Source organism: Fictibacillus sp. NRS-1165 (assembly GCF_050468105.1).
In the GTDB taxonomy this organism is placed as follows: domain Bacteria; phylum Bacillota; class Bacilli; order Bacillales; family Fictibacillaceae; genus Fictibacillus_C; species Fictibacillus_C terrinigri.
In genome coordinates this window covers 1-534 of the sequence record NZ_JBDPNU010000167.1, presented here as the reverse complement: position 1 = coordinate 534, position 534 = coordinate 1, and the positions used below count along the sequence as shown (strand labels likewise).

The 534-nt window shown below is 39.0% G+C and carries 1 protein-coding gene; it reads left to right on the top strand.

From position 1 onward, the window contains the following. Window positions 1-2: 2 nt before the first annotated feature. On the top strand, window positions 3-534 hold a 532-nt coding region (locus tag ABHN01_RS25590; RefSeq protein WP_429877882.1), incomplete at its 3' end, for an aldo/keto reductase.

The following is a 534-nucleotide window of genomic DNA, read 5'->3' as shown; positions in this document are numbered from 1 at the left end:
GAATGAAGCATTCACTTGAAAAACGTGTAGTAACCTTACCTGATGGAACCTTTCTTCCAAGTATTGGTCAAGGAACATCGTACATGGGTGAAAATCCTCAATCGAAAAACAAAGAAATCAAAGCTTTGCAACTTGGAATAGAACTAGGCATGAAGCTAATAGATACGGCTGAAATGTACGGAAATGGCGATTCCGAACGTTTGGTAGGTGAGGTAATCAAGGGGCGTAGAGATAAAGTCTTTTTAGTTTCGAAAGTATATCCTCATCATTCCGGGTTAGATTTGATTGAAAGCGCATGTGAAAATAGTCTAAAACGATTAGGAACAGATCATCTTGATTTGTATCTTTTACACTGGAGAGGCCGTGTTCCTTTGGCAGAAACGATTGAAGGAATGGAGAAACTGCGCAAGGATGGCAAAATTGCAAGATGGGGAGTTTCTAATTTTGATACGGAAGATATGATTGAGTTGTGGAATACCCCTAACGGAAAAAAATGTGTGACAAATCAAGTGTTATATCATCTAGGTTCTAGAG